The following is a 22,851-nucleotide window of genomic DNA, read 5'->3' on the forward strand; positions in this document are numbered from 1 at the left end:
TCGTTGATGTTCAGGCGCGCTGCCGAACCAGTCGCACGGCCTTCGATACTAACCGGCGCGGGCCTCCGGCCCAATTCTTGGCACGCCGAATCAACCGAATCCATCGAATGGATGGCAGTTTGATGCCATGCATCTGCGCCAGCTTTATATTGTCAGCCGCAAATGGATCAGACTCCATCCGTTCGATTTGACGCTCTATATATTCGGTACGCTTTTCCCGGTACAAATCCAGCCGAAAAATCTTGTCGAACGATTCCAGGTTTCCTGACACATCCAAGGTCAACAGGGTTCGCAAACACTTGTCGCAAACGGAGCAATTCTCCCATGCCTCGACGTGATCGACACAGACGTTCAGATATCGCGTGACAGGTTCATAATTCAAGACGTGCAACACCTTCTCTGACCGGGTGTAAGCGGTGCCATCGGAAACCAGTTCAACCGACTCCGTGGAAAGCAATGGGAGCAGCAGCGGGTCGCAATACGCCCCAATGTCCTTATTCTTATAGAACGCAGAGCGCTCCAGCATGCCGGAGTAATTCATCCCCGCCGACGAATAGTAATATTTCGAGTAATGCTTCTGGAGCAAGAGCACTACCGCCGCAGCCTTGAGTGAATGCGAATACGAGTGCCACCAATGGTGAAAGAAATGCAGATTCGTATCCACATCCAGAAAATCCAGCCCCACCTCTTCAGCGAACTTGCTCAACGCTGCATAACGGGTTTGAAATTTTGCTCTGGTGAACTCCGTCGAACCATGTTGAAGCCAATCACCGTTCGAACCCACATTGAAAAACGTCAGCGAGCTCACCTTGTGCGCCGGCCGCCCCTCTAGCACGTATCTATCATAAATAGTGCAAAAGGAATCAACGCCCGCCGAGAATCCAGTTCCCACACCCGCGCCACCGTAGATTTCCTTGGATTCCGAAACTGCGGATATCTTGATCTTCTTGAGCGAATCAGAAAACCCCTGCAACAGCGGGATCGCATAATTGTTCAGATTGAACAGCAGACGCTGCGAGACACATCCCTCGACGACGATATCCTCTCCATACAGCATCGCGGGATAGAGCATCGCCACAAGAAAAGCATCCAAGCGATCAACGCACACGTAGGACACAAACTCCTTGCGCACGGAGAACCAGAGTTCCTGCTCTCCATAGTGAGTGCTGTCAACAGTCGCCGATGCGATTACTCGACCATCGGACTCGATTAGCTTGAAGTCTCGGATATACATTGCATCTGCCAAATTATCACGAACGAATGCCTCGATCAAGCCTTTGATCCGCGCAATCCTCGCAAGAAACCAAGCACCTCTTTCAGGCCCTCGTGATTGGCCAGGCGACTCAACAAGATGTAGACAACCGCCCCCAAGAGAATGAGGCAAGGCAGCCTAAACAACGCACCCAGGGCATCTCCAATCAGCAATCGAGCGCCATGGATGGCCAGCAGCATGCCAAGGGCTGGGAGCAAGGAATGCCCCATCGAGCGGAGTATGGCAAAGCGTTCCATAGGTAAACCTGCGCCACCGCGAAACGCGATCTGCAGGAATAATATGGGAGAAACAAGCAGCCAGGACAAGCTAAGCCCCGCCCCGCCCCACAACCAGGAACCAGCAAAAAACAGGATGGGGCCGACCACCACGGCCCAAATAGCATTTGTCAATATGAATTCCGCACGCCCAATGCCTTGGTTCGCAACCTGAATGAAGTTGGCGACCATCCGTAGAGGCATGACGAGAGCAATCACTTGCAACGTCAGCAGCGCAGGCATCCATTTTTCACCCAGGATCACCGAGATGATCTCCGAGGAGAGTCCTGACAGCCCCCAAAGGATGGGCATCGTGACAAAACCCAGAATGCGAGCACCCAACAACATGTTTTCCGCAACTCGCCCAGGGTCGCTCTGCATAGACGAAAAAGCCGGGAATGCGACTTGATTCACCAGCGCAGATATTCTCTGATTGGGCAGCGATGCCAAGTGCATTGCAATGGTGTAGAACCCCAAGAATTCAGTGCCGATTATTTTCGCGCATATCAAGATGTCCGCTTGAAGGAACAGCATGCCCAGCACCTGGGCCAGCGTCAAACTCCCCCCGAACTTGAGCAGCGGCCACATGCCGTCCAGAGCGAAATTGGGTCGTTTGAAATAGGGTGACACCAAATTCAGTCCAACCGTCCGACACAACTGCCCGAGCAGCGAGCCGACGACCAGCGCCCAAACGCCAAGGCCGCGGAATGCCAGAAAAAGCGTCACAACCCCGGTAAACACAGCCGCACCGAGATCGAGCAGTGAACGGAATTTGAACTCCATCTGCCGCTGCAACAGCGAATTGGGCACAACCGCAAACGCCGCGAGAACAAATTGCAGGGACAAGGCCTGCACGACAGGCACCACGCGCGCATCTTCATAGAAGCGGCCGATCAGCGGCGCCGCCAGGATCAGCAGCGCGGCCAACAGGAAATGCACCGAGAGCACGACGGCGAAGACCCTGCGAACCAACGTATCGTCCAACTCCGGCTTCTGGACAATTGCCGCACCCAACCCCAACTCCGAAAACATGTTCAGCAGCGAGACGAAGACCGTCGCCATCGCCAGCAGCCCGTAGTCGGCAGGCGACAGGATGCGGATGACGATGAGCGTGATCGACCAGGTGATCAGCTGGCTGGTCAATCGGGCACCGGCCGTCCAGCGAAAGCCGGACAGGGCCTGATTGCGAAGGCTCATGTGCGCAGGCGCGCTTGCTGCAGCATCAGCGCATCCAGGAAGTACTTCGTCGCCCAGTTCGGATAGCCTGACCGCATGTAAGCCCCCAGGATCGGGAACGACCCTGCGATCGCACCGACGCAGCCCGGATCCTCCGAGCGCAGCGACTGCAGCGCCTTCAGGTAGTCCACCAGCTTGTCGGCAGCATCGGCGTAGCGGGCCTCACCCAAGTGCCCTGCGAGCCTATAGCAGACGATGGCAAGCTGGGCCGAACCGGTCAAGCAGGACGACAGGCCCGCCGGCTCCCAATCGGCATAGAAGCGCCCGGGCAGATAGCCCGATGCCTGCATGTTGGGCAGCAGCGCGTCGAGCGTACGGCGCACCGCGTCCACAAAATCGGAGCGGCCAGCCGCCAGACCCACTTCCAGCACACCCTGCAGCGTGTAGCCGATGGTGTGGGTCAACGGCGCATCCGAGCGGGTCAGGCAGTTGTGCGCGAACCAGCCATTGGCCTGCTGCTGACGCAGTGCGGCCTCGATGGAGCGGATCGCGGCCTGCTTGTAGCGCTCCTCGCCACTGATCTCGCCGAAACGGTAGATCGCCCAGGCGCACAGGCAGGTGTAGGTCTTGATCTCACCTCGGCTGACGAAGGCGCCGTTGGTCTTGTAGTAGCCCTGCTCATCGAGGTCATCGACCAGCCAGTCGGCAGCACGGCGGGCGGCCTCGAGGATGCGCGGTTCGCCGGAATGAACATAGGCAGAGCACCAGCCATCCAGCACCATGCCGGTGTTGAAGGCGGCTGCCGTTTGTCGCTCAGGCGGGCAGACGGGCCCGCCCTGCACCGCGCCGGTCGGCATCTGCACGTCGACCTCCCAGTGGGCCATGCGCATCGCGGCGTCCGCCACGGCTGTGTCGCCACCGGACTTCGCGTAGGCCAATAGCGACGTGATGATGTAGCCAGTGGTCTCGGGATAGGAAACACGCCAGCCCGATCCGGCACCGCCGTCGTCGCAGGGGAAGTAACCAAGAGCCACGCCGCCGTCCGGGCTGGAGGACTGTCCGCGCAGGATCCAGTCGACTGCAGCGCGGGCGCGCTGCTCGTTCTCGCCCCTGATCGGCATGACGGCGTCAGTGGCGAAGCGCCACAGGCCGCGGCCGACCTCGCCGCGGAACGCGTCGCGCCCCGGCGCCCACAGCGCCCTCACCTCCGCCATGAAGTGGGAGGCCGCCCAGTAGGTGGTCTTGAGACTGCCCTTGTAGTAGGTGTCCTTGATGATGCGGGCAATGGTGCCGAGTCTCAATCTGAGCCCCTTAGATCATGGTTTGTCCACCGGTGACGTAGACATTGACGCCCGTCATGAAGGCGCTGTCCTCACCGGCCAGGTAGGCCACGCTGTTGGCCACGTCGGCCGGCGTGGCGATGCGCTTGAGCGGCGTGCGGGCCGCCTCCATCTTGAAGATGCGCTCGTGGTAATGCTCAGTCATCTCGGTACGGGTCAGCCCCGGCGAGACCATGTTGACCCGGACTGCATCCTCAGCCCACTCGGCCGCCATCGCCTTGGACAGGCCCAGCAGCGCTGTCTTGGCACTGACGTAGTCAGCCAGACCCGTCGCCGGCACGCCGCCGACCACCTGCGACAGCAGGTTGACGATGGCACCACCGCCGGCTGCCTTCATCAACGGGTGCACGCTCTGGCAGGTGTTCAGCACCGCCTTGAGCTGGTAGTCCAGGTGCGCCTCGAAATCGGCCCAGCGCAGCTCAGCGATGGGTCGGTTGGCGAACTCGCCGACTGCCGAATTGACCAGCACCGTCGGCGCGCCCAGTGTCTGGACGATGCGCGACGTCATCGCAGTCACCTGGGCTGCGTCGCGCACGTCAGCCTGGAAGGCCACCGCAACGCCACCTGCATCGACGATCTCGCGCACGACGGCTTCAGCGCGGTCGGCGCTGCGGAAGTAGTTGACCGCCACCGCATAGCCGCGGCGGGCGAGCGTGCGGGCGATCTCGGCCCCCATGCCGCGCGATGCACCAGTCACCAGCGCGACGCGGCGCGCGCCCCCCTCCGCCGGCACCACAGTCGCACCGGTAGCGGCGGCCGGCGCGGCCTCGCGGACCTGGTCGCGCACCTTGACCTTGGCCGTGCCCATGACGACGACCTTGTCGTCGGCGCTGCGAATCTCGGTGTTCAGAACCAGCGTGCTGGTCGCCTCGCTCTTGGCCGTCACCTTGGCGATCGCTCGGATGGGTTCATCGACCAGCACGGGACGGCGGAAGGTCAGGTCCTGGCCCATGTAGAGCGCATGCTTTCCTGGCACCCGCATGCCGACCAACTGTGAGAACAGCGAGGCGAGCAGGATGCCGTGGACCACATTGCGGCCGAACTCGGTGCCCGCCGCGTAGTCGGGGTCCACGTGCAACGGGCTGTGGTCGCCACTGACTGCAGCAAAGGCCCGTACGTCCTGGGCGCTGAAACTGCGCTCGACCTCGAAGACCTGGCCGATGGCGATGTCGGCGAAGCCAAGCTCGTCAGCCCTGGGCAGGCTGCTCACAGTTTGGCCCCAAGCACGCCGACGATATCGAAGTAGGAACGCATCATCTCGAATTCAGCCGGATCGAGCGAAACCGAGAACTCGTCCTCCAGCGCCAGCACCAGGCTGATGTGGTTGGCCGAGTCCCAGCCCGGCGTGTTGTCCATCGAGGTGTCGTCGTTGATTTTGTCGGCGTCGAGGTTCAGCACGACGGCCATCACCTCCTTGATGGTCTGCTCGACATTCTTGGACATTCATGGGCTCCGATTGAGAAAACGTTGCGGACGGGTTCTGCGGCGCGACGTCAGCCACCGCGATCAAACCAGTCCGGGAAGGGGATGGCGGCCTCGCGCAGCTCCAGCACCCAGCGGCTGTTGCCCGCCTCGTCCTCGGACTGCTTGGCGAAGCCATGGCGTTCGAACAGGTCGCGCGCCGGCATGTTCTTGGCGGTCGGCCGCAGCTGGCCGCTCAGCCGGCTCAGACCCCGTGCCGCCGCCGCCTCGCACAGCTGAGCCAGCATCGCTGTCTCGACGGTACGGCCTATGACGCGGCAGCTGAGCAAGAAGGTGTCGATCTCCAACTGCTCACCCTGTGCCTGGGCCATCATGATGCCGACGATACCGTTGTCGCCGAAGCGGTCTCGCACGCCCACGGTCAGCAGTTCCCAGTCGGCGGCGCCCATGCGCCCAGCCACATCGGCCTCGGAGTAGCGGAAGGTCGTCGTGTTGAACTGGTTGGTCTTCTGCGTCAGCTGCGCGGTGCGAGCCAGCGAGGCGGCATCCACTGGCAGCACGCTGAGCTCCATGGCCAGGCTGCGGTAGTAGTCCTCGATGCTGCCGCTCTCCGCACGCATGCTCTCGGCTTGCGCGCGCTGCTGATACAGCGCGCCGCGGCGGCGGTCCTCGTCCGAAAGGCCCAGGGTATCGAACAGGCCTTCCTCGAGCAAAGCGTCGACGTAGGCCTCGGGCCGCTTGGGCAACTGGATCACGGTGACCATGGGCAGCTCGCGCCGCACCTGCTCGCACTCGACCGGGTTGTCGTCGACGAAGACCATGTGCTCCAGGCCGATGCTGAGCTGCTTGGCGATGCGCTTCAGCGATTCAGCCTTGGGCTCCCAGTGCACCTGCGAAGCGGCGAAGTGCTCGGGCTTGAGCTGCATGAAGGGATGCTGGGCGAACACCGCGTCCACGTCGGCTGCGTTGTTCTTGCTGGCCAGCGCCAGGATCACGCCGCGCTGCGACAGCGTGCGCACCGCGCGCTGGAATTCGACGAAGGCGCTGCCAGGGTAATTGGCGCCGAGCTGGATGCCGTCGAGACCGTCCTCACCGATCACGCCGCCCCACATCGTGTTGTCGAGGTCCAGTACCAGGCACTTCTTGCTCATCCCGTTGAGCGCGCGCGCGTACTTCATGTACTCGCGGGTCAGTGCACCCAGCATCGCCGCGGAGATGGGCGCCTTGGCGTAGAGCCGCATGCGTGCGTCGTACCACTGGCGCACGCCGTGCTGGGCCACCAGCGCTGCATAGTCCAACACATAGGCGTCGACGACGCCGGCCAGGCCATCGGACAGCTCACGATTGAACGTGGCCAATGCTGCCTGCTGCGACTGCACAAGCCGCAGGTCGGCGATGCCGGCAGCACGGTGCAGCGGCTGGGCCAGGTTGTGCACCAGCAGCGGCTTGCCATGTCGCTCGCGGAACTGGCGCGCCAGCTCGACGACTTCCTGGCGGCAGCGCTGCGCCGCGTCAGCCAACACAGGGCTGGCCGGGTCGATGGACATGAAGTCACCGTACAGCTCGGGCAACCAGTCCTCGCCCTCGACCGCCAGGATGGTCAAGTCGGGCGCAAAGGCGTAGAGCCCGCTGGCCGGGTTGAGCACCTCCTGGCGCACTTGGCCGAAGCCGGGCTGGTAGATCTCGATGCGCAGGCCGTTGGCGAAGCCCTGAGCGACCAGCGCATCATGGATGAACTCGATGGAGAACGACGAGAGCAATGCGACTTTCAGCGGCTTGAGGCCGCCATCGGCGCCCAGGCCATCGGCAAGCTGGCGCACCAGGCGCTGGTTCAACACGCTGGCCTGCTCGTTCAGCAGCAAGCGCGCCGACTCGACGGCGGCCGACAGCCGCCCCTCAGCCAGATGGGCCTTCAGCTCACCACGGCGGTCGGGGGCCGTCGCCGCGCCACGTGCGGGCTCAGTCATAGCAGTAAACACCTTGTTGAATCATCTCGCCGACCGCCTTCTCGACGCCTGAGGCCTGCAGCACGGCGATTCGCAGCCGGCCGATGCGCCCCTCACGCCAGGCGCCGAGGCGCTTCAGGTGAGGGACGAGCTTGTGCAGGTTGCGACGCTTCGAGAGCGCTGGCGCGTAAAGCCGCGTGCGCGTCTCCAGAAGTTCCGCCTGCATGTTCTTGGAGACGAGGGTGAACACCTCTTCAGTGAACGGACTCTCGGGAAACCTGGCCTCGAAGAGCTCTTCGAGGTAGTGATAGAAGGTCAGCACCGAGATATCCGTGCCGAGAAGCAGGATCTTGCCGTCACGCCGGAGCAGCGCCTCGAAGGGGCTGCCGCGGCCGCAAGGCGTCGTGCTGAGGTGGTGCCCCTGAGCGGCCTCCGCCGCGCCCTGCCCCCAGCAGGCGACGGCATGGGTCGGGTGGACGCTGCGCACGACACCGGCCGTGCGGCGGAACAGCTCGCTGACCAAGCCCATGCGCGAAGGCGAGCGCCGCGCGTCGAACACCTGGCCGCTGCGCGCAAAATCGATCGCCGAGCCGGTGAACCCCATCGTGGGCATCAGCAGCAGGCCCTCGGCGCCGACGGCGGCCTGCAGCGCCTGGATCACGTCGTTGGGCTTGCCCTGAAAACCCTCGAAGGCGTCGAATGAACTGTGCACCAGCACGACGTCTCCACGCGCCAGGCCCAACTGCGCGAGGCGTGCCTGCAGCGCCTGCGCGTCGAAGGCGAAAAACCGGCCGAAAATGGCTCGCCTCAGAGACCGGGCACGGGTCTTGACGGCACTCTTCAGACTCTTCATTCTGGACATCCGGACACTGTAACGACAGGCCCGGCGCCGCCGAAGCGGCACCCGTGCGGGCTCGGTCGTTTTCACCGCAAGACTACTCATCTGCGGGGGATAAATCGCTATCGCGCAGTCTCAGCGCAGCAACCCGGCGGCATGGGCCAGCCGCTCGGCGGCCAGCACCTGGGCCACCCCCACGGCCAGACTGGTGGACGAGGCGGGCCGCGCCGTTCCCCAGGTCGAGCGGAATTGCACCCGTCGCAGGTAGAGGCTACTGAGCTGGCTGGCGCTGGTGGCGATCAGGACGGGCCGCCGGGCGACCCGGCGAAAGGTCGCCACGATCTCGGCGATGGACGTGGGTCGTTCGGCAGCGATGATGCGCATGCGGTCGGCGCCGGGCGCCAGGCTTTGCAGCGAGTCAATGATCAGCTCGGCAGCATCTTCCGCCGTGATGTAGTCACGCACGGTGTCGAAAGGCACAAAGATCTGGATAGGCCGGTTGCGCACGATGCTGCGCGCCATGTGGGAGATCAGCCCCTGCCGTTTGCCACGGGCCTGGCCGGTGCCATACAGCGTGGAGATGCGGGCAGTCAACGCAGCCACTGGCAGCCCGCGGCCGCAGAAGTCGGTCAGCAGCCCCTCCTGCGCCAGCTTGGCCTCGGCATAGGGTGTCGTAGGAGCAATATCGCAGTTCTCGTCGATGACGTCCGCGCGTAGCCCGGCGTAGATGGCACCTGCAGAGCTGGCGAGCGCGATGCGCCCAGGCCTTGCAGCCGACAAGCCGCTGTCGGACACAACCTTGAGCAGTTCGCCCCATGCCAGCGTCTCGTTGGCCAGCTCAGCTGCCGTGCTCCCCATGGCACCCACGCCAGCAGCCCAATAGAGGTTCCAGGCATCAGCATGCAGCGCTCGCTGCTCGAACTCGGCGACGGCCGCGCGAATCTGCCCGGCCAGGCGCTCCGGTTCGGTCCAGCTGAAGCGTTCGCTGGGCAGGAAGCGCTCGCCCCCCCGCGCCTGCAGGCTGCGGACCAGCGCCGCGCCCAGCAAACCACCGCCGCCGATCACCCAGTCGAGCGTCATCCTGGCGGTGCCGCGCGCGTCGGCTTGGTGGCGACCACATACAGCGGCTTGCCCATCACGATGCCCATGGTGACCGCCATGTACTCGGCGATGACACCCAGCGCGGTGAGGATGCACCCCGAGAAGAAGGCCACGACGATCAGCAGCGAGGTCCAGCCCTGCACGGGCACGTCGCCCATCAGCTTGAGGAACAGCGCGTACAACGCGATCAGCACGGCGAAGGCGACGGAGCTGAAGCCCATCAGCGTGATCAACCTCAGTGGCCGCGTACCGGTGGTGAAGATGAGGTTCCAGAAATGCCCGAGCAGCTTCCAATAGGTGTAGCCTGAGGGGCGGTCCATCTCCTGGCGCAGCGCCAGCGGGCAATGACCGATACGCCCGGTGATCCAGAACAGGCCGACGTCAAGATAGACGCCGTTGCCGCAGTAGGCTGCCAGTGTGCGTGCGATCTCGCCGTCGAGCAGCCGGAAACTGTTGAAGCGGCCGATGGCACGGTTTCCCAGCACCTTGCCCGTGATCGCCTTGGCCGTGCGGCTGGCCGCGTTGCGCAGCCAGCCGTGGGGTGGCGGATTGGTTGGCTGGCAGTAAACGAGCTGAAAAGCGCCAGCCAGCGCCGTATCAAGCATCTGTCCGATGTCCCGCGGATCTTGCTGGCCGTCCTCGTCCAGCGTAACCACCCATTCGCCCGTGGCGCTGGCCATGCCGGCCAGCGTGGCCGCGTGCTGCCCGTAGTTGCGCGACAGCCAGACCGGCCGCACGAACGGATGCTCGGCCGCCAGTCGCTCGATCACCAGGTCGGACCGATCGGGGCCGCAGTCATGCACAAGCAGCAGCTCATTGACGATGAGACGGTGCCCGTCCGGGGTGCGGGTCTCCTGCGTCAGCGGAAGGATCTCCTTCACCAGGGTCTCGAGCGTGCTTTCCCCCCGGTAGACGGGGACGACGAGAGAGATTCGATGCAGGGTGGATTCCACGGATGCCATGGGTTTCTGGTTTTCGGGAGTTGCTATCGGGCGCCCGGTCGTTGCGCCGCAGTCCGCGCGGAAAAGGCGAAGTGGCGGGATCCCAGGTAGGAAATGATGGCATAGGGCACCATGCCCAGCACATGGGCGCCGTAGTCGTTGACGCCCAGCGCGATCAGTCCCAGTACACAGGCCAGATTGACCACGTAGGCGACGCCCTGGATCAACAGGAACGCCGGTAGCGAACGCACCACCGACCCCGTGTGACGGAAGGTCCAGCGGCGGTTGAGGTTGTAGCCGTTGATCAGCCCTAGCACGTAGCCCAACGCGTTGGCCGGCGCATCGGCCAGCCCCCAGAAATACTTGGTCGCAAAGATGACCGCCAGGGTGACGCCCGTATTGGTGAGTCCAACGATGATGAACTTGACCAGGGTGGTCGACTGGGACTGGGACACGTCAACTCCTCAGGACCGAGACAGCAGCCGCTGGACTGTCACGAGCGCGGCGGGCAAGGCGAGCACCAGCACCATCATATGAGCGCGTACTTCCTCGTAATTGGTCAGCAGCAGGTGGATCAGGCTCATCGCCAGCGCGAACAGCAGCGACATCGCGACGAAGCGGGGCTGGCCGCGCCAGCCGAACAGCGCCAGCACCAGCGGCAGCGCATGGACCAGCAGCGGCGGATAACCCAGCGCCATGCTCTTCAGCTTGGCCCAGTTGCTGCCAAGCTGCTCCAGCACGCCGGACAACGCGAAGCGTGAGGCCTCCGCCGGGTCGCCGAACAAGCGTCCCAGGACCATGCTGGTGCCTACGACCAGTCCTGCCAGTATTAGTGACTCGACCACCAGCCGCTGGCGCCCTTCGCGCCGGAGATGGGTCGCGAAGTAGAGCGCGGGCAGCAGTACGGTGTCGAACTTGACGATCACGCTCAGCACTAGCCCGACGGCCAGCAGGCCGAAGCGCCGGTCCGCGATCAGCCCCAAAAGCACGATCCACAGGAAAAGCTGGAGGCGATCCCACGGGTGAAAGAGCTGGAAGAAATAGGTCAACGGCAGGACCGCGCTGAAGTACAGCACCCCCACCAGGGCCATCGTGCTGGAGGCCCATCGCCGCAGGTAGGCGAACAATGCCACCAGGGAGAGCATGAGGAAGACAGTGTCGATCAGCTTGTAGACGGCTCCGATCCGAAGGCCCGTGGCCTCACGCACCGCCTCGGCCAGATAGACCACGCCGACGCGTTTTTGCACTGACAGCGCGCCCCACTCTGCCCAGGTCCTGCCCCCCGGCGGATGGTTGTCCAGGATCGCCTGATGCAGCACCGCACGCTGCTCCTCGATCTGCTTGCCGTAGATGGTGGCGTCGCCCACCCACCCCTGCAGCGCCAGACTGATGGAAGCGAGGAGCCAGAGCAGCGCCGCCCTGGCCCACACGCCTTCCAGCCTTGCGCCCATGTCAGGCCCTGCCCGCGCCGCGGACCTGCTCAAGCAGCTCCGCCATCGCCTCGGAGCGGCCGCGACGGGAGGCTGCTCGCACTGCCTCGGGCAATGGCAGGACCGCGTCGCCGGCGCGCCAGCGCCGCACAAGAGCCGGCAGCGCCGCCTCGATCGCCTCGACCGAGTTGATGGAGACAATGTCAGGCAGCCCCGCGCCCCGGAGCACGCCAGCGGTATCGCCAACCGGGTCAGTCAGGCCGAGGATGGGGCGGCCGGCGCGCAGGTACTCGTAGACCTTGGCCGGGATCTGCGCGTTGCAGTTCGAGGCCTGCATGACCAGCAGCGCATCGACCGAAGTCATCTCAGCCAGCGCTTCGCGATACGGCACCGCAGGACTGATCTCGATGAAATCGCTAGCCCCATGCTTGGTGGCCAAATCGCGAAGCAACTGCTCATGGACCGCTGCGCGGAAGCGCACGCGCAGCTCGGCAGGCATCAGGCGGCCGCTGCGCTGCAGATTGCCCAGGGCGGTGAAGAACTGGGTAGGGTCGCGCTCGGATGCGTAGACGATGCCACTGTGCAGCAGCACCAGCGGCCTGTCTCCAAACGCACCATGGCTCGCGCCGCCGGCCGGCTTGACGCTGGCAAAGCTCTCCTCGTCGTAGCCGTTCTCGAGCACGACGATGCGCCCGGCAGCTTCGGGGTAGCGCTCCTGGTACATCCGAGCCGCACCGGGTGTCGTGAACACGCAGCGGCTCGCATGCCGCATCGCCGCCTGCTCGATCTCGTGGAAGGACTTCCAGGTGAGCGGATCGGCCGGGTAGCCATCGTGCGCCATCGGGTCGCGGAAATCGGCAACCCAGGGGATACCGGTCTTGCGATGGAGCGCTGCGCCGATCACATGGGCGCTGGCGATGGGATAGGTGGACCAGATCACGTCGGGGCGGAATTCGCGGATCAGCTGCATGCCCTGACGCACACCGTCGAACTTCCAACTGATCCAGCGATCCGGACGCGCCATCCAGCCGAAATAACGCCCCCCCATCTGTAAGTGGCGGGCCGTGTCGAGCGCGAAGGCGCGCCGCACGGGCGTTCCGGCAGGAACCTCCGCCAGCAGGTCGTCGCTGGTCCGCTCATAGGCCCGCGGATGAGTGCTCAGCACCGCCGTCTGCCATCCGAACTCGGGCAGTTGCTGCACGAAACGCAGGGTGCGCTGGATCCCGCTGCTGCCGGCCAGCGGCGGGAAATGGTAGGCAATCATCAACACGCGCGTCATGCGGCTTCCGTCTCTTGGCTGCGGGTTTCGCTCTTGTCCAGTTGCTCGCGATACAGCGCAGCGACGGCCTCTGCGTTGAGTGCCCAGGTGAAGCGGTCACGGATCAGGGCATGGCCCGCTTCCGAGAGCCGTCGGCACAGCGCCGGATCGTCCATCAGCCGGATGATGGCCAGCTCGATCTCGGACACCGAGCGCGGCGGGATGATGAGCGCCGTGTCCCCGTCGCTGACCACGTCCCCGACACCCCCAACGCGCGTGAAGATGCTGGGCGCGCCGACGAACAGCGATTCGAACAGCACCGTCGGCGTCCCCTCCGAGTGCGAAGGCAGGATGAAGGCATCGGCAAAACGCATCCAGACCTTGACCCGGTCATGCGCCACCGCGCCGACCAGGACAACGTGGTCCTGCAGCCCGTGCTCGGCCAGATAGTCGGCGACGTAACTACCCAGTTGGTTGTCGCCGACGAGGAACAGGCGCAGCCGCTTGCGGCCCTGGCGGACGAGGTTGCGCACGGCCTCCAACAGCTCCTTCACGCCCTTGACCTCCTTCAGGTAGGCGACGAAGACCAGGTTCCAGGTGTCCGGATGCTGCTGCTTCAGCGCGGCAACCTGCGCGAGATCGTCGGGCTGCAGCGAAAACCGCGCCGGGTTGACGCCATTGCTGATGTAGCGACTGCGCTCTGCAATCCGCCCCTGGGTGTATTCCAGCCCCAATCCATGGCCTTCGCTGCTGACAAAGATGTTGAAGTCAGCGCCGTCGAGGCTGGCGCGCACGCGCTCGAAGCAGGCCTGGTTGTAGCGCGGCGCGTCGATGATGCAGGTGCGATGGATGGTGTGCACCACCTTGACGTCGGGGAACAGCTCGTCGCGGCAGCGGTTGGCCGCGTGGCCGCAGGGGTAGGTGGCATGGGCATGGATGACGTCGAAGCGCCATTCCCGCCGCAATGCCTGCAGCCGCGCCCGGATCGCGCGGAACATCCAGTCTCCGACATGCTCGAACAACTTGTGCGCCGGCAGGGTCAGGTAGCGTGGGTGGTAGACCGGATGGCCTGCATGCACGTCCTCCTCGGGCACCGCGGCCAGTGCCCGGTACGAGGACTTCAGGTAGCGGATCGGGAACGGCGTCTTGGGTAGCGGCTGCATCACCCGGACGTCAACGCCGAGCGCACGCAGCGCTTCAGCCTGTTCGAACACGAACGTGCCGGAGACGGGGTTCTCCGCGTTCGGATACCAGAGGCTGAGGAACAAGACTTTTGTAGGCTGCATCGGTCAGCGCCCGGCGGCGGACAAGAGGCGTTGATAGAGCGCACCGTAGCGATCAAGAAAGCTGCGGTTGTCGTACTCGGCGCGCACGCGCTCGGCATTCTCGCGCCCGATGCGCCCAACAAGCTCCCGATCAAGCGCCAGACGCCGCAGGTGCTCGGCCAGACCCTGGTCGTCGTCGCTACGGAAGAACAGCGCGTTGCGCCCCTCATGCAACCAGCAGCGGTTGCCGTCGATGTCCGAGGCCACGATGGGCACGCCGCAGGCCATGGCTTCGAGGATCGAGTTGCTCATGCCTTCGGAGAACGAGGTGTTGGCGAACACGTCGAAGCGGCGATACCAGTCCTGCGGACGATCGGTCTCGCCGACGAACTGCACGCAGGAGGCGGCGGGGCCGCTCTCGGCCTGGCGGCGGATTTCGTCCCAAAGCGGGCCGTGGCCGACCAGCACCAGGCGCTTCTTCAATGCCGGTTCGGCCGCGTGCAGGCGCTCGAAGGCTCTCAACAAACAAGGCAGGTTCTTGATGCCGTCGAAGCGAGCCACCGTGCCGATGACGAAATCAGCGTCAGGATCTCGCACCTGGTCCGGCGGCGCGAAGCGGGTCAGGTCGACACCATTGGGCAGGCAGACGATGTGCTCCCCGCCGAGCCGCCAGCGCCGGCCGACGTCGGCGGCAATCGATTCGTTGACCGCCACCACCCGGGTGGCGAGCCGGGCCAACCCCGCGGCCAGCAGGTCACGCTTCCAGCTGATGCCTTCGCGGTCGATGTCGTTGCGGCCATGTTCTCCATGCAGGACCACCGGCGCGCCGCCCAGGCGACCGGCCAGAACACCGTAGAACATCGTGGCCCAGTTGTGGCTGTGCACGACGTCAAACCGCTGCTCACGAATGTAGCCCGCCAGTTCCCGCAGCCGGCGCCACTGGAAGCCAGGCTGCATTGGGAAGTAGCGATGGCGATCCGCCGGCCATGGCAAGGCCTGACCCTCGACCGGATAGAAGCTGAGCGCGTGGACCTCGTATTGCTCGGGATCCAGACCGGAACCGAGCCGCAGGACCCGCCGCTCGGCGCCGCCGATTCCCAGCGCGCGCAGCAGGTGCAACACACGAATCCTCCGTGGCGTCATGTCACCGCGCGCTGAAACGCTCTTTCTCGGGTCGTCAAAGGAGCCGGGATGCTATCACCGGCCCTCGGCCCAGCTGTCCCCGAAACAAGGCGTTCGTCACGGTCACGCCAGCAAGTTCCGCACGGGCAACGGCGCCAACTGCGACTTCCGCAACAACACCATGGCGACCACCGCAAAACCGGTGCCGGCAGCGCCGGCCGACAGCCGCCTTAGGCGACACTCCCGCCTGCGCGGCACGGCAGTCCAGGTGCCGCCTACCGACGGAGCTGCCGACGCCGGAAGGCCGAAGCCACTCCCCATGGATGCTGCCGCGGAGCCCGATCCGCCTGCACCCCCTGTTCTGATTTCCGACGTCCTGCCAAACGTCTCCAAGCCATGCCTGAACAAGACTCGTCGTTCGCACTGGGCTCGCCCCGCTTCTCCGACACCCGCCTGGCGTCTCTCGCTGCCGACCAGGGCGTGCTCGCCGCCTGGAAGCAGGCCTTCTCGCAGGGGCGTTCACCGGCCGATGTGCTGAGCGGCGTGACGGGGCGTTTCGCGGTGGCCGTGCAACTGGCAGACGGGCGCTGCGTGCTTGCGGTAGACCGTTTCTCCATTGACAGCCTGTGCTACCGACTCGATGGAGGCCAGCTCCGTTTCGCGCCGCGCGCCGATGCCCTGGCAGACAGCAGCCGGACGCTGGACCCGCAGGCGATCTTCGACTACCTGTACTTCCATGTGATTCCGTCGCCCCGGACAATCTTTCAGGGGGTGCAACGGCTGCCTGCCGGCCACGTGGCGGTGTTCGAGAGCGGGCAGCTGCGGATCGAACCGTACTGGGTGCCGACCTTTTCCGAGGACAGCCGCGAGTCCTTCGCCGTGCTGGCCGAGGAATTCCGCGGCGTGCTGCGAAATGCCGTGGCCGGGCAACTGGATGGCAGCAAGGCTGCCTGCTTCCTGAGTGGCGGCACCGACAGCTCGACCGTGGCCGGGATGATCGGCCTGGTAGGCGAGCGCCCCGCAGCGAGCTACTCGATCGGCTTCGACGCCGAGGGCTATGACGAGATGGAGTACGCGCGCCTGGCGGCGCGTCACTTCAAGACGGACCATCATGAGTACTACGTGTCGCCCGCCGACCTGGTCGCCAGCATCCCGACAGTGGCCGCGCACTACGACCAGCCGTTCGGCAACTCCTCCGCCCTGCCCGCCTACTACTGCGCCAAGATGGCGAAGGACGATGGCGTCACCCACATATTGGCGGGCGACGGTGGCGACGAGCTGTTCGGCGGCAACACCCGGTACGCCAAACAGACCGTGTTCGACTGGTACGGCCGCATCCCCGGGTCCTTGCGCCGCGGCCTGCTGGAGCCGCTCAGCGACCTCGGAGCGATCAAGCAGATCCCGCTGATCAAAAAGGGCGCCAGCTATGTGAACCAAGCCAAGGTGCCGATGCCGGACCGGCTGATGACCTACAATCTGCTGTTCCATCTGGGCCTGCAGGACGTGCTGACACCGCAGATGCTGGCGGCGGTGGACATCGACGGGCCGGCACAGCAGCAGCGCGCGCTCTGGCCGCAGGCCAGGACCGGCGACCTGGTCAACCGGATGCTGGCCTTCGACTGGCGCTACACGCTGGCGGACTGCGACCTGCCCAAGGTCGTCGGCACCACCGGCCTCGCCGGGTTGAGCGTCGGTTTCCCCATGCTGGACGACGCCCTGCTAGCCTTCTCGGAGAAGCTCCGCCCCGATTTCAAGCTGAAGGGCCTGCGCCTGCGCTGGTTCTTCAAGGAGGCGCTGCGCGACTTCCTGCCGGACGAGATCATCACCAAGAAGAAGCAAGGGTTCGGTCTCCCTTTCGGCGTTTGGACGGCACGACATGATGGGTTGAAGGCGCTGGCCGGCCGGTCGTTGCACGGCCTGGCGGACCGCGGCATCGTGCGCCGCGAGTTCGTCGAGAGCCTGCTGAACGAACGGCTCAGCCAGCACGCCGGCTATTTCGGCGAAATGATCTGGATCCTGATGATGCTGGAGCAGTGGCTCGCCGCCAAGGCGCCAAACTACCGCCTGGCCTGAACCATGGCGGCCTGCGCCCGGCCTCAGCCGCGGCGCAGGTTGGCAAGCAGCCGCCAGCCGAATCGTGCCGGCGAGCGATCCCAGGGCGTGAAGCGGCGGATCTGCATCAGGTCGTCGCCACTTCGCGTCGTTCCCCATTCGGTACTGACGGCCGCATCGAAGCCCAACCCGCGAACCAGCTCGGCATTGGCAGGCGAATAGTCTTCGCCGGGCTTGCCGTTCGGATAGGCGAACAGGCCGACGCGTTCGCCCAGCAACTGCTCCAGCCACTCCTTGCTGCCGAGCACTTCGGCACGCGCGTCAGCCTCGTCGAGCGACGCCAGGATGGGGTGCGACAGCGTGTGCGCGCCGATCTGCATGCCGGCACGATGCAACTCGACCACCTGGGCCGAACTCATCATCAGATCGGTGGGCAGCTCGACACCGGCCCTCTCGGCAATCAACTCACACAGTTCTAGGCGTCGCGCCACAGGCTGGTACTTGACCTGGCGGATCAGCGCTTGCGCGGCCTGCCGCTTCTGCTGGGCGCTGCCCAGCGGATAACGGCCCAATTCCAGGGCCTCTAGATCCAGTTCCGACAAGAGGCAAGCACGCACAGTCTCGATCAGGCTGTCGTTCCACATGCGGCCGCCGTCGAGGAAGCCGGTGGAGATGAAGAATGCGGCACTGAGGCCGTGGCGCTGCAGGATGGGCAGCGCGACCTCCCGGTTGTCCGCATAGCCATCGTCGAAGGTGATGCACAGCGGCCGGCTGGGCAGGATGCCATCGCGAAGCCGGTGCGCGGCCTCGTCCAGCGGCAGCACGTTGAACCATCGCTTGAGGCTGGCGCACAGCGCGTCGAAGCGCTCGGCGTGCATCTCATCCGGAAAGATCGAGTCGGGCTGGGGTGTGACGCGATGGAACATCAGCACCGACAGGCGGGCCCTGGGTCCGGCCGGTGAGGCGAGCGAGAGCAGGCTCTTGAGCAGCATCAGCCCGCCCTCGCCTGCATGGACTTCTTCTGCTTCTCAGCCTCGACCCGCGCCGCCTCGCGGGCCTCCTCGACCCAGGCCTTGCGATCCAGCCAGCGTCGCCCGAGGATGACCAGCACCATCACGTTGTATGGCAGGTCGTAATACGAGAGGCTCAGGAAAGCGCCGCCAACGGCGTAGCCAGCCAGGCTCACCTGCGCCATCGCACCCAGCGGCGCCAGCCAGGCCGACTCGGGCTGCTTGGCCGCGTCGATGCGCAGCCGGCCAGCCGTGCGCCAGGTGAGGATCCACATCAGCAGGAAGAGGAACAGGCCAATGAAGCCGTGCTCGCCCAGCACCATGAAGTAAATGCTGTGCGCGGCCCTGCAATCCGTGGGGATGGGCGAATAGCGGACGCAGACGTCGGGAATGGACACCATGAACCCGGCACCGAACAGGTTGTCCTTGGCGATGTTCCAGGCCATCATCCAGGCGTTCAGGCGCTGGTTGGCCGAATCATCCTGGTCATAGGTGCGGATGGTGTGCATGCGCTCGGTCCAGTGGTCCGGCATCAGCATGACCGCCATCAGGCCCAGCACCACCATGACCAGACCGACCTGCAGACGGTTGTTCCCGCGCCACCACATGACAGTCGCCATCGCGGCGATCGCCAGCAGCGCGCCGCGCGACTGACTGCCCAGCGCTGCGGCGGCGCACAGCAGCATGGAGACAAGCAAGGCCCGCTTGAGCCAGACCTTGTCCGTGGTCATCTGCAGGAAGCGCATCAGGGGAATGGTGATGACCAGCGCCAGCGCCACCTCGTTGTTGCCACCGATGTAGGTTCCCTCCGGGCCCCATACACGGTAGGCGCCGCCCGTGGCAATGGTGAACAGACCACCCTTGACACCGTAGAAGCCGATCGAGCCAACCAGCACCCAGGCCAGGGCCATGATGTGCTTGCGCGAGTACAGCACCACCAGCGCGACGAGGATCATCAGGTCGATCTTCATCACACGGTTCCAGAGTGCGTAGCTCTCCTGGAAGGCGTAGGAGAACGGCAGCGTGATGCACATCCAGGCCATGAACAGCATCAGCACGCGGCTCTCGCGGGTGGTGGAGAAGTCGCGCTTGTCCGACGTAATCACCAGTCCCAGCAGCACCGAACCCGCCATCGCGGCCGCCACTGGCATGCTGGACAGGCGCCAGCTGAAGGTGTGGGGGTTCATCAGGCTGACCCAGGTCCAGCCAAGGATGCCGACCCAGGGATGCCGGATGCCATACAGCACCAGCACCAGGATGGGCAGGCCGATGATCAGGGCACTCATGACGCCGCCCCAGCGCCTTTCGTCAGTCCGGCATTCATCAGCCCCGCGACACGACGGGCGTGCTGCTCCCAGGTCAGCTGCTTGTCGGCAATGACGTCGCGCGCGGCGCTCGCGATGCGCGCGCTCAACGCCTGATCGGTGGCCAGCGTTTCCAGGGCCTTCTCTATGCCCTGCGGATCGGCCGGGTCATAGAGCCAGGCGTTGACGCCATGGCTCAGGATCTCGTGATGGTTTGGCTGGTCCGGAGCAACGATGGTCTTGGACAGCGCCAGGTACTCGAACAGGCACAGCGGCGATGCATAGGGCACCAGGGCCGTCTGCAAGGCGATGTCGAAGGCCATCGACAGCTCGGGCACCCGCGCCCGCGGAACCGCGCCGGTGAAGCTGAGACGATCGGCCACCTTCAGATCGGCCGCGCAGCGTTCGATCTCGGCGCGAGCCGGCCCATCGCCGATGACCAGCAGATGCACGTTGCGTTCGACAGGCTGGCGGGCGATCCAGGCGACGATACGGTCAAGGCGGTCCCACTCGCGCACGAAGCCGGTGAAACCGATGACCAATCGCCCCTCGAGGCCCAACGACCGCTTGGCCTCCTCGGCGGTCGGGAGGTTGCGGTAATGGGCCTCGTTGATCCCGTTCGGAATCACCTGGATACGCCGCCGATCGACGCCGACAGACACGAGATGCTGGGCCAGCACTTCAGTGACGGGCAGCACCCAGTCGGCCCGCCGCCAGACATAGGCCTCAAGCCGCTTGGCCAGGCCCGGCAGCGCCAGCCCGCCGTACTCGGCGCGCTCGATCGCCATCGGCGCATTGACCTCGAGGATCAGCGGCAGGCCGAAACGCTTCTTGGCCCAGATGCCAGCGAGCAGGAAGAGGTTGTATCGCTCGTAGATGCCGTCGGGCCGGCGTTCGCGGATGCTGTGCACGAGCCGGCGGTAGGCCACCAGCGAGTAGGCGACCTCGGCCAGTTCGTAGAGCGGCTTGGGCAGCAGGGCCTTGAGCCGTCCCACCCAGCCGGCGCTGCCGCCGCCGCCGCCATCCTGCCCACCCACAGAGGGCGCGCATTCCCAGACCTCATGGCCGTTGGCCCGCAGCCCGCCGATCATCTCCTCGATGTGGGTGGACTGGCCGTCGCGCGATGCGGTGCGGTGGTGATAGAGGATCTTCATCTGGCTATCGGCCGCCTGTCACTGCTGGGGCGCCGCATGGCGCATGAACGCATCGAACATCAGCAGCGACCAGATCGGCACGCTGTGGTCGCGCGCGCCGGACTCGTGCTGCTCGATGATGGACTGGATGGTCTTGCGTTCGAACCAGCCGGTGGCCGCCATGCGTTCTCCCAGCAGCGCATCGCGGACGCGCTGCCGCAGCGGGCCACGGAACCAGCGGGCCAGTGGCACGGCGAAGCCCTGCTTGGGACGATACAGCACGTCGTTCGGCAGGTGCGGCTCCATCGCCTTCTTCAGAAGGTACTTGCCTTCGGCGCCCTGCAATTTGAGCGAGGACGGCAGGCGAGCCATCCACTCGACCAGTTCGTGGTCCATCAGCGGCTCCCGAACCTCCAGCGAATGCGCCATCGCAGCGCGGTCGACCTTGGTGTTGATGTCGTCCACCAGATAGGTCTTCATGTCGATGTACTGGATCAGCGCCAATGCGTCGTCGGTGTCCGCCTTCCCGGCATGCCGGCGGAAGACCTCGATCGCGCTATAGCCCCCCAGTTCAGCCTTGAAGGCCGGCGTGAACAGTTGGCTGCGCAAGGGCTCGCGAACCTGGGACATCGTGTGGAAATAGGCCTCGACCGAGTCGCGCGCCTGCGCCTCGAAGGTGGTTTTGGCGCGCAGGAAGCGCGGCGCCCAGTCGGCCTTGGGATACCAGCGCCCCAGCGGGCCGAAGACGGCACGTCGCAGTCCAAGCGGCAGCGCAGCGCGTGCTTTCTCTTCCATCAGATGGAGCCGGTAGCGGCGGTAGCCGCCGAAGGTCTCATCGCCGCCGTCGCCCGACAGCGCCACCGTGACGTGCTTGCGCGCCAACTGACAGACGCGGTAGGTCGGAATCGCCGAGCTGTCGTTGTAGGGCTCGTCGTAAAGGCGCGCCAGCGTGTCGATGAGATCGAAGTCGTCGCTGCCGACGACCTCCAGCCTGTGGTTGGTACGGTAGCGGTCAGCCACCAACTGGGCAAAGGCGGATTCGTTGTAAGCCGGTTCGTCAAAGCCGATCGAGCAGGTGTTGACCGGTGTATCCGACTCGCCCGCCATCAGCGCCACAACGCTGCTGCTGTCAACTCCACCGGAGAGGAACGCGCCGAGCGGCACCTCGGCGATCATCCGCAGGCGTACAGACTCTCGGAGCCGTCGCACCAGTTCCTCTTCTGCTTCCGGCAGCGTGATCGACTGTTCAAGCGTGAAGCGGACATCCCAGTACGGTTTGGGCGTCGGCACAGGCTGGCCGCGGCGAATCAGCAGGCAGTGCCCCGCTGGCAGCTTGCGTGCCTGCTTGAAAATCGTGCGAGGCTCGGCAACATAGCCCAACGCAAAGTATTCCTCGATCGCTTGCGGGTCGAGATCGCGGCGCAGGTCACCTTGCGCGAGCAAAGTCTTCAGCTCCGATCCGAACACAAGACGACCGTCGTCCAGCAGGGCATAGTGCAGCGGCTTCACGCCCATGCGGTCGCGAGCCAGGAACAGCGTCTGCCGGTTCCTGTCCCACAGCGCGAACGCGAACATGCCGCGAAAGCGCTGCAGGCAGTCCTCGCCCCAGGACTCCCAGGCATGCACGATGACTTCGGTGTCGCTCTTCGTGTGGAAGACGTGGCCAAGCGCCTGCAACTCGGGGATCAGCGACTGATAGTTGTAGATCTCGCCGTTGAAGACCACGACTACCGAACCGTCCTCATTGAAGAGGGGCTGCTGGCCGGTGGCGATATCGATGATCGAGAGCCGCCGGTGCCCGAACCCCACGCCCGGCTCGAGATGAATCGAGCCCTCGTCGGGGCCACGGTGCCACTGGGCATTGTTCATGCGCTCCAGTTGCCCGGCATCGATCTCGCGAGCGCCGAGGGTATCCACGATGCCTGTGATGCCGCACATGGGTCAGGTTCCTCCGGAAGCTGTTCTAGCAGGGAAGCGGTCAGAGCC

Annotated in this window: 19 protein-coding genes; 1 reads left to right on the forward strand and 18 read right to left on the reverse strand. The window is 64.8% G+C overall.

What is annotated here, in order from left to right; translation table 11 throughout:
* Window positions 1–10: 10 nt before the first annotated feature.
* Genes QM732_RS14180 through QM732_RS14245 form a run of 14 tightly spaced genes read right to left on the reverse strand, consistent with a single transcriptional unit; the run spans window position 11 to window position 15,363 of the window.
* The gene (locus QM732_RS14180) at window positions 11–1,273 is read right to left on the reverse strand and encodes a hypothetical protein (protein ID WP_415656774.1); all 1,263 of its coding nucleotides are present in this window, start codon (window positions 1,271–1,273) and stop codon (window positions 11–13) included.
* A complete protein-coding gene (locus QM732_RS14185; protein ID WP_415656775.1) occupies window positions 1,270–2,724 on the reverse strand; it encodes a lipopolysaccharide biosynthesis protein in 1,455 nt (484 codons plus the stop codon). Before QM732_RS14185 ends, QM732_RS14180 begins: the two co-directional genes overlap by 4 nt.
* Window positions 2,721–4,004, reverse strand: coding sequence for a hypothetical protein (locus tag QM732_RS14190; protein ID WP_415656776.1), 1,284 nt, complete (start codon window positions 4,002–4,004; stop codon window positions 2,721–2,723). Before QM732_RS14190 ends, QM732_RS14185 begins: the two co-directional genes overlap by 4 nt.
* Before the next feature lie 10 nt (window positions 4,005–4,014).
* Window positions 4,015–5,253, reverse strand: a complete 1,239-nt coding sequence (locus QM732_RS14195; RefSeq protein WP_415656777.1) for an SDR family oxidoreductase — start codon at window positions 5,251–5,253, stop codon at window positions 4,015–4,017.
* Complete coding sequence (locus QM732_RS14200) at window positions 5,250–5,486, reverse strand: acyl carrier protein (RefSeq protein ID WP_331176067.1); 237 nt, start codon at window positions 5,484–5,486, stop codon at window positions 5,250–5,252. The genes QM732_RS14195 and QM732_RS14200 overlap by 4 nt, the downstream gene beginning before the upstream one ends.
* Window positions 5,487–5,536: 50 nt before the next feature.
* The gene (locus tag QM732_RS14205; protein WP_415656778.1) at window positions 5,537–7,432 is read right to left on the reverse strand and encodes an HAD-IIIC family phosphatase; all 1,896 of its coding nucleotides are present in this window, start codon (window positions 7,430–7,432) and stop codon (window positions 5,537–5,539) included.
* Window positions 7,425–8,339, reverse strand: coding sequence for an AAC(3) family N-acetyltransferase (locus tag QM732_RS14210; RefSeq protein ID WP_415656779.1), 915 nt, complete (start codon window positions 8,337–8,339; stop codon window positions 7,425–7,427). The genes QM732_RS14205 and QM732_RS14210 overlap by 8 nt, the downstream gene beginning before the upstream one ends.
* 45 nt (window positions 8,340–8,384) lie before the next feature.
* Entirely contained in the window at window positions 8,385–9,329 is a 945-nt protein-coding gene (locus tag QM732_RS14215) for an NAD-dependent epimerase/dehydratase family protein (protein WP_415656780.1), read from the reverse strand.
* Entirely contained in the window at window positions 9,326–10,312 is a 987-nt protein-coding gene (locus tag QM732_RS14220) for a glycosyltransferase (RefSeq protein WP_415656781.1), read from the reverse strand. Before QM732_RS14220 ends, QM732_RS14215 begins: the two co-directional genes overlap by 4 nt.
* A 23-nt stretch (window positions 10,313–10,335) precedes the next feature.
* Window positions 10,336–10,746 carry a GtrA family protein gene (locus QM732_RS14225; protein ID WP_415656782.1) on the reverse strand — a complete coding sequence of 137 codons (411 nt, stop codon included), beginning with the start codon at window positions 10,744–10,746 and terminating at the stop codon, window positions 10,336–10,338.
* Between the two features lie 9 nt (window positions 10,747–10,755).
* Window positions 10,756–11,742 (reverse strand): hypothetical protein, encoded by a 987-nt coding sequence (locus tag QM732_RS14230; protein WP_415656783.1) that lies wholly within the window; start codon window positions 11,740–11,742, stop codon window positions 10,756–10,758.
* 1 nt (window position 11,743) lies between these two features.
* Window positions 11,744–13,000: a glycosyltransferase gene (locus QM732_RS14235; RefSeq protein ID WP_415656784.1), complete on the reverse strand. Its 1,257-nt coding sequence runs from the start codon at window positions 12,998–13,000 to the stop codon at window positions 11,744–11,746.
* Window positions 12,997–14,247 (reverse strand): glycosyltransferase, encoded by a 1,251-nt coding sequence (locus QM732_RS14240; protein ID WP_415656785.1) that lies wholly within the window; start codon window positions 14,245–14,247, stop codon window positions 12,997–12,999. The genes QM732_RS14235 and QM732_RS14240 overlap by 4 nt, the downstream gene beginning before the upstream one ends.
* Before the next feature lie 21 nt (window positions 14,248–14,268).
* A complete protein-coding gene (locus QM732_RS14245; RefSeq protein WP_415656786.1) occupies window positions 14,269–15,363 on the reverse strand; it encodes a glycosyltransferase family 4 protein in 1,095 nt (364 codons plus the stop codon).
* Window positions 15,364–15,762: 399 nt separating this feature from the next.
* Here QM732_RS14245 and QM732_RS14250 point away from each other — a divergent pair, with 399 nt between their 5' ends.
* Window positions 15,763–17,439, forward strand: coding sequence for an asparagine synthetase B family protein (locus tag QM732_RS14250; RefSeq protein ID WP_415656787.1), 1,677 nt, complete (start codon window positions 15,763–15,765; stop codon window positions 17,437–17,439).
* 23 nt (window positions 17,440–17,462) lie between these two features.
* On the opposite strand, the gene QM732_RS14255 is transcribed toward QM732_RS14250, so the two are convergent.
* From QM732_RS14255 to QM732_RS14270, 4 genes are read right to left on the reverse strand one after another with little or no spacing between them, the layout of a single operon-like run.
* Window positions 17,463–18,410, reverse strand: coding sequence for a polysaccharide deacetylase family protein (locus QM732_RS14255; RefSeq protein WP_415656788.1), 948 nt, complete (start codon window positions 18,408–18,410; stop codon window positions 17,463–17,465).
* Window positions 18,410–19,714, reverse strand: a complete 1,305-nt coding sequence (locus tag QM732_RS14260) for a putative O-glycosylation ligase, exosortase A system-associated (protein WP_415656789.1) — start codon at window positions 19,712–19,714, stop codon at window positions 18,410–18,412. The genes QM732_RS14255 and QM732_RS14260 overlap by 1 nt, the downstream gene beginning before the upstream one ends.
* A complete protein-coding gene (locus QM732_RS14265) occupies window positions 19,711–20,886 on the reverse strand; it encodes a glycosyltransferase family 4 protein (protein WP_415656790.1) in 1,176 nt (391 codons plus the stop codon). Before QM732_RS14265 ends, QM732_RS14260 begins: the two co-directional genes overlap by 4 nt.
* An 18-nt stretch (window positions 20,887–20,904) precedes the next feature.
* Window positions 20,905–22,803 carry an XrtA/PEP-CTERM system amidotransferase gene (locus tag QM732_RS14270; protein ID WP_415656791.1) on the reverse strand — a complete coding sequence of 633 codons (1,899 nt, stop codon included), beginning with the start codon at window positions 22,801–22,803 and terminating at the stop codon, window positions 20,905–20,907.
* Window positions 22,804–22,851 lie beyond the last annotated feature (48 nt).

The organism is Roseateles sp. (assembly GCF_047654805.1).
Classification (GTDB): Bacteria; Pseudomonadota; Gammaproteobacteria; order Burkholderiales; family Burkholderiaceae_C; genus Pelomonas.

Coding starts and splice junctions, on each gene's coding strand:
- QM732_RS14185 (WP_415656775.1), bottom strand. CDS start 2,724: ATGAGCCTTCGCAATCAGGCCCTGTCCGGCTTTCGCTGGACGGCCGGT.
- QM732_RS14200 (WP_331176067.1), bottom strand. CDS start 5,486: ATGTCCAAGAATGTCGAGCAGACCATCAAGGAGGTGATGGCCGTCGTG.
- QM732_RS14205 (WP_415656778.1), bottom strand. CDS start 7,432: ATGACTGAGCCCGCACGTGGCGCGGCGACGGCCCCCGACCGCCGTGGT.
- QM732_RS14215 (WP_415656780.1), bottom strand. CDS start 9,329: ATGACGCTCGACTGGGTGATCGGCGGCGGTGGTTTGCTGGGCGCGGCG.
- QM732_RS14220 (WP_415656781.1), bottom strand. CDS start 10,312: ATGGCATCCGTGGAATCCACCCTGCATCGAATCTCTCTCGTCGTCCCC.
- QM732_RS14230 (WP_415656783.1), bottom strand. CDS start 11,742: ATGGGCGCAAGGCTGGAAGGCGTGTGGGCCAGGGCGGCGCTGCTCTGG.
- QM732_RS14235 (WP_415656784.1), bottom strand. CDS start 13,000: ATGACGCGCGTGTTGATGATTGCCTACCATTTCCCGCCGCTGGCCGGC.
- QM732_RS14250 (WP_415656787.1), top strand. CDS start 15,763: ATGCCTGAACAAGACTCGTCGTTCGCACTGGGCTCGCCCCGCTTCTCC.
- QM732_RS14255 (WP_415656788.1), bottom strand. CDS start 18,410: ATGCTGCTCAAGAGCCTGCTCTCGCTCGCCTCACCGGCCGGACCCAGG.
- QM732_RS14260 (WP_415656789.1), bottom strand. CDS start 19,714: ATGAGTGCCCTGATCATCGGCCTGCCCATCCTGGTGCTGGTGCTGTAT.
- QM732_RS14265 (WP_415656790.1), bottom strand. CDS start 20,886: ATGAAGATCCTCTATCACCACCGCACCGCATCGCGCGACGGCCAGTCC.
- QM732_RS14270 (WP_415656791.1), bottom strand. CDS start 22,803: ATGTGCGGCATCACAGGCATCGTGGATACCCTCGGCGCTCGCGAGATC.